Annotated in this window: 10 protein-coding genes; 3 read left to right on the top strand and 7 right to left on the bottom strand. The window is 68.2% G+C overall.

What is annotated here, in order from left to right; genetic code table 11:
• Positions 1-89: 89 nt before the first annotated feature.
• From ACPXB1_RS30375 to ACPXB1_RS30390, 4 genes are all read right to left on the bottom strand, one after another.
• The gene (locus tag ACPXB1_RS30375) at positions 90-608 is read right to left on the bottom strand and encodes a pyridoxamine 5'-phosphate oxidase family protein (protein WP_425736148.1); all 519 of its coding nucleotides are present in this window, start codon (positions 606-608) and stop codon (positions 90-92) included.
• A 1,443-nt stretch (positions 609-2,051) separates the two neighbouring features.
• Entirely contained in the window at positions 2,052-2,933 is an 882-nt protein-coding gene (locus ACPXB1_RS30380) for a hypothetical protein (RefSeq protein ID WP_355588151.1), read from the bottom strand.
• A gap of 123 nt (positions 2,934-3,056) precedes the next feature.
• Positions 3,057-3,533 (bottom strand): nitroreductase/quinone reductase family protein, encoded by a 477-nt coding sequence (locus ACPXB1_RS30385; RefSeq protein ID WP_355588153.1) that lies wholly within the window; start codon positions 3,531-3,533, stop codon positions 3,057-3,059.
• Positions 3,530-4,309: a glucose 1-dehydrogenase gene (locus ACPXB1_RS30390; RefSeq protein WP_425736149.1), complete on the bottom strand. Its 780-nt coding sequence runs from the start codon at positions 4,307-4,309 to the stop codon at positions 3,530-3,532. The genes ACPXB1_RS30385 and ACPXB1_RS30390 overlap by 4 nt, the downstream gene beginning before the upstream one ends.
• 144 nt (positions 4,310-4,453) lie before the next feature.
• Between ACPXB1_RS30390 and ACPXB1_RS30395 the strand changes: the two genes are divergently transcribed.
• Positions 4,454-5,098 carry a TetR/AcrR family transcriptional regulator gene (locus ACPXB1_RS30395; RefSeq protein WP_355588156.1) on the top strand — a complete coding sequence of 215 codons (645 nt, stop codon included), beginning with the start codon at positions 4,454-4,456 and terminating at the stop codon, positions 5,096-5,098.
• Positions 5,099-5,214: 116 nt separating this feature from the next.
• On the opposite strand, the gene ACPXB1_RS30400 is transcribed toward ACPXB1_RS30395, so the two are convergent.
• Positions 5,215-5,709, bottom strand: coding sequence for a GNAT family N-acetyltransferase (locus ACPXB1_RS30400; protein WP_355588158.1), 495 nt, complete (start codon positions 5,707-5,709; stop codon positions 5,215-5,217).
• 51 nt (positions 5,710-5,760) lie between these two features.
• The gene (locus tag ACPXB1_RS30405) at positions 5,761-6,612 is read right to left on the bottom strand and encodes a helix-turn-helix transcriptional regulator (protein WP_355588160.1); all 852 of its coding nucleotides are present in this window, start codon (positions 6,610-6,612) and stop codon (positions 5,761-5,763) included.
• Between the two features lie 209 nt (positions 6,613-6,821).
• Here ACPXB1_RS30405 and ACPXB1_RS30410 point away from each other — a divergent pair, with 209 nt between their 5' ends.
• On the top strand, positions 6,822-8,060 hold the full coding sequence (locus ACPXB1_RS30410) for a hypothetical protein (RefSeq protein WP_425736150.1): 1,239 nt from the start codon (positions 6,822-6,824) through the stop codon (positions 8,058-8,060).
• 371 nt (positions 8,061-8,431) lie between these two features.
• Here the strand turns inward: ACPXB1_RS30410 and ACPXB1_RS30415 are convergent, their stop codons facing one another.
• Positions 8,432-9,109, bottom strand: a complete 678-nt coding sequence (locus ACPXB1_RS30415) for an SDR family NAD(P)-dependent oxidoreductase (RefSeq protein WP_355588510.1) — start codon at positions 9,107-9,109, stop codon at positions 8,432-8,434.
• A 59-nt stretch (positions 9,110-9,168) separates the two neighbouring features.
• Between ACPXB1_RS30415 and ACPXB1_RS30420 the strand changes: the two genes are divergently transcribed.
• Positions 9,169-9,336, top strand: a complete 168-nt coding sequence (locus ACPXB1_RS30420) for a hypothetical protein (RefSeq protein WP_355588164.1) — start codon at positions 9,169-9,171, stop codon at positions 9,334-9,336.
• Positions 9,337-9,558: the final 222 nt, after the last annotated feature.

Consider the following 9,558-nt stretch of genomic DNA (forward strand, 5'->3'; position numbering starts at 1 on the left):
ACCGCCCCGACGCCGCCCAGCCGACAGGCCCCACGGCGTGTCATCCAACACCGTGAACGTTCGTGGTCAGAGCACTAGCTAGCCTGGGGTCACTTGGCGATGAGCTTGTCGACGTCTGGGGCGTAGACGGTCATCCAGTGCGGGTGTAGCCGGTAGTAGACCACGTCGTTGTCCCAGTCGAAGGCGTCGTCGCCGTAGAAGTCCTTGAAGTAGTTGAGCAGGTCTGGCCAGTCCGCGGCAGCCTCACTGTCCTGAGGGTTGAGGATCTCGACCGTACCGTGCGTGAAAACGCCCAAGTCCTCGCCACGCATGTGCGCGACGCTGGCGGCCGGCCGGGCGACGAGGTGGCGGGCCTTGGCGGCGCTGGGCGCCGTCCCGAAATGCCACTTGCCGTGTAGGAAATGCCCGTCCACGCCGCTGATCCGCGGCTCGCCCTTCGCCGTCACGGTGGAAAGGGCAAGGGTGCACATGCCGGTGAGTACCTGGGTGAGCTGCTCCGCGGTCAGGGTGCGCTCAGTGATGATTGAGCGAAGATGCGAGGTGGAGCGGGACAGAGAGGAGTCCAGGAGGCTCTGGAGCTCTTTGAGATCTTCCGACGTTTCGCGCATCGAGGTCCTTATCTATTCGTAAGGCCGGTTCACGTCCACCACCGACGCCGACCGGTGAACCATGTTCGATCAAAAACCTGACACCTTGTGTCGTACTTCTTTGCTCAGCAGTGATTAATCACGCGGGGCGTCTCAATGCGCCCGCCGCAGCGGCGGGCGCGCCCGAGTCAGCCGGGGGAAGAGTCGGCTGAGCGCTGGGAAGAGGCCTTGGGCCACTTCGAGGCCAAGCGTGCACAGCTCCTGGCGGCGCTCACCGTCAGCCGTCGTCGTAAGCGGGTAATTAAAGATCATCGGGCGCAGATCCGGCACAACCGTGAAGACGCATGCGAAAGGTTGGGAGACACCGAGGACCCCAAGCCAGGCCAGAAGGCCGGGCCGGTCCACTTTGGGTGTATCTGCCATGGTCTCGCGGCTTAGAGATTCAAGCGCCTCAGCTTCACCTGAGTCCGTGTCCGATCCGTGCCCGATCCGTGCCCGATACAACGGTCAACATCGGCCAGCGGCGGTGCGTCGCAGCGCAGGGCCGGGTCGCCCGAGCATCCACGACCAGCCGGCACCAGGACCGGGGGCCGCGACTCAACCTGATTCCCAAGCTGAGGTTAGGCGCCTGAGCATCCCCCGGTAGCTCAGAGGACGATCTGCACGGCGGCCTCCACGTTGGCGACCGCGCCGAGGTGCGTGCACTCGGGCGTGTTCGGCTACGTGACGAAGTCGTCTGCGCGGGGGTCGGCATCCCACCCGAGCCGAGCCAGTTGCCGAAGGACTGCTCGCGCACGAGGCGTCCAGAAGAGCAGAACGTGATCACGTTCTGCGGTCCCGAAGGACACTGCGAGTGCAATGGCCCAATGCCCGCCCAAGACCGGTCCGTATGGCAGGGCGGTTACCTCAGCGTGTTGCAGCACGTCGGAGCCGGCGCGCGACGAGAAAGTCAACTTGCTGTCCTCGACCCAGAGGCATACCGACGGCCAGCGCATCCGCTTGACGACACGTGGTGAATCGCCGCGGGTGAAGTCACGGCGATCGACATAGGTTAATCCACCGCGTGCCAACAAGGTCCTGGGAGCCATTGCGGGATGATATGCGTGGAGTCCGAGAGCTCGGCGCCCGTCGGCATGCGTTGAGCTTTCTGAATCAAGGCAGCCCGCCAGCAAGCCGCGCCGGCCGCGCTCGGCCTGCTGGCGGCGCAAGCGCCGGCATTGGCCGGCGCGCCGGCCAATGAAAGGCATGCCTCCGGCGGGGGCTGGACGACTCCGGGATGAGGTTGCCGAACGGTTCCGGTTCGTGGGTAGTGGGATGCCATCCCGCCAGCCACCGACCCAGGCAGAGCCGAGCAGGCCAGGGCCAGGGTGACAAGGTCGTTCGGTAGGGCGCTCCACCTTGTCACCCTGGGAGATCTTGTGAGATTCCCAAGCTGACAGTTCGGAGCCAGATGCGGGATCGCGGCTAGGTCCGATCGGTGTCGCGGGAAGCGGTAAGGGAGCCGACCGCGAGCAGCGCGGGCCCGGCGAGCGCCACGGCGGTTCGCACCGCTGCCGACACATCCAACGAGCTTGCCGCCGATACGTCCGTCGGGCCGGCCACCGACACGGCGATGGCGGCATCGGCCACGACGTCGTCACTGCCGTTCGAGAACTTCCACCAGGTCAACCAGGTGCTGCTGAGGTCTTCGAAGGCGACGGCAGTCGACACCGCGACCAGCAGCGCCCCGAGCGGCACGAGCGCAGCCCGGTCAACGCGCGCACCTGACAGAGCCACCACCCCCGTCGCCATCAGGGCCGCCAGCAAGGCCGCCCATCCCGCCCCGAGCAGGCCGCGCAGCGGGGCTCCGTCGACCCGGGACCAGACGTTCGCACCGACCACGGCGAGCTGCAGCACGGCGACGATTCCGGCGAACTCCGTGGACATTGGTTGCTGTCGAACTGGCAGGGCAATCACCGCCACCGCGAGGCAGAGCACCCCGAGTAGCAGCCCGACGGCGCTGAACCGCTCATGATCGATCATCTGCCGCCACTGATCCAGCATGGTCGGCGGGTTCTCGACCGGTCCCATGGACGCGCCACTACCGTCCAGCGGCGCGTAGAAGGGGGTCATCCAGAGGACATCACCCGGCTGCCTCGGGAGCCACCAGAGCTCCACGGCCATGAACACCGCGAATAGCCCGATGCCGGCAACCAGCGCCAGCCGTACGCGCGGCACTGCCGGGCCGGCGAGCAGCACGTACCCGACCAGCGCGGCCGATGAGGCGAGACCAAACTGCATTGCCGGCCTCCCGGCGGAGACCAGCTCCGCGAGCACCGACAGTGCGGCGGCCGCGGCGGACACCATCAGCAGGACACGCGAGGGGCGCACGGCCAGTGATCATTCCACGGACGGGGCCACAGCGGGTGACGCTCGCAGTCGCCCCTTACGCATAACCCGCCGCCAAGCGTGGGTCGACGCCGCAGGCGATCACGGCCGATGGCGGAAGCTGATGCGCATCAGCCGGCTGTCGGCCCAGTCTTCGAGCCGGGTCGGCCTGATCGTTCCGGGGTCGTGGGGTTGATTGAGGTCCGCGACGATCTCCGCCAGCACGGCCTGACGTTCCGCTGGGTTGGTGACAGGCGTGGCCCGTGCGGGCAGATCGGCGCGGATCCCGTTCTTGAGGTGGACGGTGAAGTTGGGGTTGGCGAGAAGGTTCGCATGCCAGTCGGTAGCGGCACCGCCGGCGCCGCTGCACAGGTAGGTGGCGCCTGCAGCCCGGTAGAAGAAGATCTCGATGCGGCGTGCGCGGCCGGTGCGGCGCCCGAGCGTCGTGATGTCGATGATCCGTTCGCTGGTGCCGGCGGCGGGGGTGATCTCGATGGCGCGTCGGATGTGATCGGGCAGGTGGGACAGAGACGCGTCCTCTGTGGTGTCGTTCGACCCGGTCGTGTCTGGGGTGCTCATGCGGTCGCGGCCTGAAGGGCGGGGCCGAGGAGGAGTCCACCGTCGATGACGTACTCCGAGCCGGTGATGAACGAGGCGTCCGATGAGGTGAGGAACAGGAGGAGACAGCTGACGTCGGTGGGCTCTCCGAGCCGGGGGATGGCGAACGGCTCGGGCGAGTAGAAGTCGGCGATTGCCGTGGCTGCGCCGGCTGCCGGTTCGTGGATGAAGGGGGTGGCGATCACGCCGGGGTGGATGGTGTTCACCCGGATGTGGTCGCGGCCGAGTTCGAGTGCTGCCGTCTGGGTGAGGCCTCGTACGGCCCACTTGCTGGCGACGTACGGCGCGTAGTGGGCCGTGCCGCCCAGGCCCATTGTCGAGGCGATGTTGACGATTGCTCCCCCTGCCGCGCGGCGCAGAGCGGGGGCTGCGGCCTTGATGCCGAGGAAAGTCCCGGTGAGGTTGATGGTGAGGATGCGCGACCACGTGGCCTGCTCCGTGTCTTCGATCGTTGCCGGCGGGTTTTGCACGCCCGCGTTGTTGACGAGCACGTTCAGGGCGCCGAAGGCGCTCTCGGCGGCCAGCACAGCGGCGGACCACGAGCTCTCGTCGGTGACGTGAAGGCGGACGAAGCGGGCGCGGGTCCCGAGCTCGTCGGCGAGAGCGGCGCCGCGTTCGGCGTCGATGTCGCCGATCACCACGTTCGCTCCCTCCGCGTGGAAGGCGCGCACGTGGCTTGAGCCCTGGCCGCCGGTCCCACCGGTCACGAGCACTGTCTGGTTGTCGAAGCGAGGCATCAGACGTTCCTTCGGTACGTGGGTGACTGACCGAGGGTCATCAGTGATGAACGGCGGTCAGTGGTGAGTCGGTCGACTCGCCATTCACCGATGCTAGGTCGGGGGGAGTGGTGAGTCAAGCCACTCACCTCGTATGCTCGGCCCATGAGCAGGGTCGTGACGACGTATCACCAGCGCGTCGCCCAGGAGAAGCGCGAGCTGATCGTGGCGGCCGCGACCGCACTGTTTCTCGAGTTGGGCTACGACCGGACGTCGCTGGCGCGGATCGCCGAGCGCTCGGGCGTCTCGCGGGCCACGTTGTTCAAGCAGTTTCCGAGCAAAGCCGCCCTGTTCGACGCCATAGTGACCGCGTCCTGGTCGACCGCCGGCGAGGAGGATCCTCCGCCAGCGGGTAACGTCGTCGACGGGCTGAGCATCATCGGTCGCCGGTACGCCGAGCTGCTGGGCCGTGCCCAGATGACCGACCTGTTCAGGATCGTCATCGCCGAGCTGCCGCGGTTTCCTGAGCTGGCCCATGCGCAGTTCTCGCAGGGAAAGATGCCTTACTTCGAGTCCGTACGCAGCTATCTCCAGGCTGAGCACGAGGCGGGAACGGTGCGGGTCGAGGATGTGGAACTCGCCGCCACCCAGTTCCTGGGCATGATCTCCAACTACGTCTTCTGGCCGACACTCCTGGTGCCGGGCTGGGAGGTGAGTGCCGAACGCGTCGCTCAGGTAGTCGACGAGGCCGTCCGCACCACCGCCGCCCGGTACGCCACGACGGGACCAGCAGCGTCCACGAACGACTGAGTCCCGCCGGCACCACAAAAGTCAGCCGGCTCGGTACGGAAGCCCAGGTCATCGGCCTGGGCTTCCGCCCGTCTCCCACATGGAGCGCCTCTGCCGCCGACGAACGGAGGCTGGCGCTAAGCGGCGAGGCGCTTGACCATGATGTGCTCCTGACGGATGCCGTCGGGCATGTGGCTGCCGAGTTCGCCGGCGTCGTGGAAGCCGGTTCGCTGGTAGAGCGCCCAGGCATGCTTGTTGTCCTGCACCACGCCCAGCCGTAGCGTCCCTGCGCCGACCTGCCGGGCCCACTGCTCGACCGCATGTACGAGGTGGTCGCCGACGCCCCGGCCACGGCCCACCGGTGCCACGTACATCGAGATCAGCTCGACGACGCCGTCCTGATCGGTCGGCACTCCGCTGGCCATTCCGACGGGCTGCCCGTCGAGCATCGCCACCACGTTGTACGAACCGGGGATGGCCAGCCGGCCGCGCCAGCGGTCCTCGCGGTCGTTGTCGCCCTGCCAGTCCGCAAGTTGGGCGCCGAAGGCGTACGGTGCATCGGTCAGCGCGGCGAGCCGCAGTTCCCGCCAGGTCTTCCAGTCGTCCTCGGTCAGCACAAGGGTTTTGATCATTGTGGAAGGCTGCCCGAGGTCCGGGAACCCAGGCAATGCGTTTTCGGTGGCCTAGCGCCGTACCGGTGCTGGGGTGGGAAGTTCGGCGGCCACCGTTCCCAGCAGCGCCAATGCCTGCGCCGACCGGCTGCCTGCCTCGGCCTGGTAGACGATCAGTTGCTGGCCCGTCGATCCGTCGACGGTGAGGGAGTCGTAGGTGAGGGTCAACTCGCCGACGTCGTGATGGTGGAACACCTTGGCCTCGTGGGTCTTTCCCCGTACGTCGTGACGTGCCCACAGTTGGCGGAATTCGGGGCTCTTCAGGGACAGCTCCCCGACGAGGTCGGTGAGTCGGGCGTCGTTAAGCAGGTCGCCGGCGGCGGCGCGCAGCGCACCGAGGCTGGACTGCGCGACCTGCTTCCAGTGGGGGTAGAAGGAGCGGGCTGCCGGGCTGAGGAAGACGAACCGGACGAGGTTGGGCTCGTCTTCCTCGAACGCCTTGGCGAACAGGGCGCGCCCCAACCGGTTGCCGGCCAGCATGTCCATTCTGCGGTCGATGATCAGTGCGGGGGTGTGCAGCCAGCCGTCCATCAGGCGCAGCAGGCTCGGCCGGACGGTCTCGCGGCGCCCCCTGCGGACGGGAGCGCGGCTGGTCCTGGTCAGCAGGTGCAGGTGTGCCGTCTCCTCGGGGTCGAGTCCGAGGGCGCGGGCCAGGGCGTCCAGCACCTGGTCGGACGGGTGCTGTTCCCGCCCCTGCTCCAGACGGGTGTAGTAGTCGGTGCTGACCCCGGACAGTTGGGCGACTTCCTCCCGCCGCAGACCCGGCGTCCGGCGTCGGCCCGAGGAGACGATGCTGACCTCCTCGGGGCTTGTCATTTCACGCCGGGCGCGCAGGAAGTCGCCGAGTGGATTGGTGCCGTCCATGCCCCAAAGATAGCCACGGACGGCCGGTCGCCAGGGCGGTCTGCGGGGGTGTGACGCACCCTGGCTGACGGCCGCCGGGGGCCGGAAGTGGACATGGAGTCCCCGAAGTAGGGCGGCCCGGTCAGCCACCGACGATTCGGTTGGTCGTCGGCGTGATTGCCGCTTTGTGGAGACAGCGGGCGCTCGCTCGTCGATGACAGGATGTGTCGATGCGCGTTCTCTTCGACGGCAAGGCTCCGGTCGCCTACGGGCAGATCTACGTGACGAGTCGTGAACTGCCGGACATGCACGAGGCGTTCGCCGGGCAGGCGAACGGCCTCTGCGGGGCCGGCCAACCGGGCGCGCTGTTCCTGATGACCGGTACGCACTCCGGGCGGGTCCGGTTCACCGTCGAGTTGCACGACGTTGAGCCGCCGGCGGCAGCGGAGGAGTGGGAGGAGGTGGTGGAGGTGTCGTTTCTGCCGAGGGCGGCGGTGGCCGACCTGGTCCCGTGGGGTGAAGGCTCACTTGGCCGGCTGCCGTTGGCCTCCGAAGGGCAGGAGACCACCCGGCAGCCGGCCTACCGCGTGCGGTACTGCGCCACGGGCATGGACGAAGGGCGCGACCCGTTCGGCGGGCTCGACCCGGACGAGCGTGACGAGGGCGGCCACACCTACCTGGATCGACGGCCGGACCGCTACCTGCTGTGCTTGTGGCCGGAGGGCACAACGGGCGGCGGCCCGGGTGACGGCGTGACGCGCACCGACGCGATCCTCCGCCAGACCAGCGGCGCCGCCGCCTACTGGCACGCCTGGGCGTGCGCGTTGCCGCCCCCGCCGACCCTGTGGGAGCAGGTCGAGGCGGAGAAGCTCAATCGGCTGGAGCGGGAACGTCGCGAGCAGGAGTACCGCATGCGAGATGAGTTGCGGCGCTGGGGCGGGCGCCCGCCGAGTGAGCGGCTCCGGCGGGTTCGCGGCAACATCTTTGGCATCGTCCTGCTGGACCGGGACCTTGTCGACGGGGTGGCTGGAGTTGACGCCGTCACGCAGCGGCAGATCGCGATCTGGGCGGCGCGGCGAGCTTTCACCGTCGCCGGCATTGCCGACCTCGACTGGCTGACGCCGGCGTGGACGGCGCTGGATCGGGGCCTGCCGCTACCCGCCGAATTCGCTGACCCGACAGCGCTGCGGACGCGCATCCTGGGCACGTCGGCCGTCAGGTTCGTTCTGCTGTCGCTGCGCCCGGCAGGTCGGAGCCCGGCTGACCCGCTCCGCACAGCTCTCGACGCCCCGGTGGACCCAGTCGCGATGGCACTGCCGGCGCTTCCGGCCGCTGTCGAGTCGGATCCGTTGCAGGCTGCGTTGGAGGCGCTCTGGGCGGCAGTCAACACCTACGCAGCTGGGCGGGCTGAGTTCCTGGCGGAAGTGCGCCGGGCCTTTCCGACAGTCGCCTCGGCTGACCCACACTGACCCCATCAGCCTCGTGTTCCGGCCATTACAGGCCGCGAATCTGCCGCCGACCGCGCACGCCAGCGCTCGGACCAGTCGCCTTGTCCCGTTGGCTGCCCGAGCCGGCGCGGCCAACAGCGCACCTGTCAGGCGTAGCAATTGCGGCGGCTCATGTTGAATGGCGACATGAGAGCCAAGGCCGGCGGCTCGCAGACGCCGAAGGGCGGCTGGTGCACCGAATAGTCGACGCACCAGCCGCCCTTGTCGTGCCGAGAGCAAGGCCGTAATGGACAACAAGATCCCGGCACGCAGCATCCGTAGCGGACGCATCGTCGCTTCAGTGCTCTACACCTGCAGGCCGGCTCGCTGAGAGGTGAGGGGGAAGGGCAGCGTCAGGCGTCGACGGGGTGCACCGTGAGCAGGTCGGCGAGGCCCAGCCGGGTGAGGAAATCGTGCCGAACCCGGTCGGCGACCTCCGATACCTCAGCGGAACCGTCGTCGGCCGGGTCGACGGTGACCCGGTACGGGCGCTTCCCGGCGGGCAGTGCGACGATGCGGGCGATCTCGTCGGAGACCAGGTACGCCTCGGCGTCCTCGGGGAACAGCGCGGCGAGCTTTTCGCCCACCTGATCGACCAGCCCGGCGTACTGGGTGTCGTACTCCGCGATGACAGCGCTGTCAGACGGGCGACCCGAGTGTGCGAAGTGGTTGGTGCCGCGGGTGAACGCGCCAGGAACGACGATTGAGGTCTCCACTCCCCAGCGGGCCAGCTCGGCGGCGTAGCTGACAGCGAGAGAGTCCATCGCGGCCTTGGCCGCGAAGTACGGGGCCAGGTAGGGCGGGGTGCCACCCTTGACGCTGGTGCTGGACACCCAGAGAACCAGGCCCTGCCGCGCCTTGCGCATGCTGGGCAGGGCGGCGCGGTTGACCCGCTGCGTCGACAGCACGTTCACGTCGTACAGCTCCGCGAGCTGCTCGGGCGTGAAGGCCTCGGTGGGCCCCGTGACCATGTGACCGGCGTTGTGGATGAGGACGTCGATTCGCTCGTGCGCACCGAGGATCTGGTTGATCGCGTGCTGACCCGAGCCTGCGGGTCACCACTATCACGCCCGGCGTCGTCGAGCCCGAGTTGGCCGAGACGATCAGCGATCCGGTCGCCCGCGAGGCGATGAGGGAGTACCGCAAGAACTCGATCTCGCCGGATGCCATCGCGCGGGCCATCTCGTTCGCTGTCGATCAGCCTGCGGACGTCGACGTCAACGAAATCATCATCCGTCCGACCCGGCAGCGAGGCTGACATGTCCAGCGTTGAGCAGCGCAGGGTGTCCGGGGCGGTTGCCAGCATCGTCGCGACGGCGGCGCTCACCGCCTGCGCGACTGAGACATCGTCAATGCCAGGGCCCACCGAGGGGCGGCCTCCGACCACCGAGACCACCGCCACCCCAGGGCCCCGGCAAAGTCGTGACGGTGTCTGACTTGTGGGGCTTGGAGTAGAAGCGCCGCTGTTGGTGGCAGCAAG

The organism is Micromonospora sp. DT68 (genome assembly GCF_049847245.1).
GTDB classification, from domain to species: Bacteria; Actinomycetota; Actinomycetes; order Mycobacteriales; family Micromonosporaceae; genus Micromonospora; species Micromonospora profundi.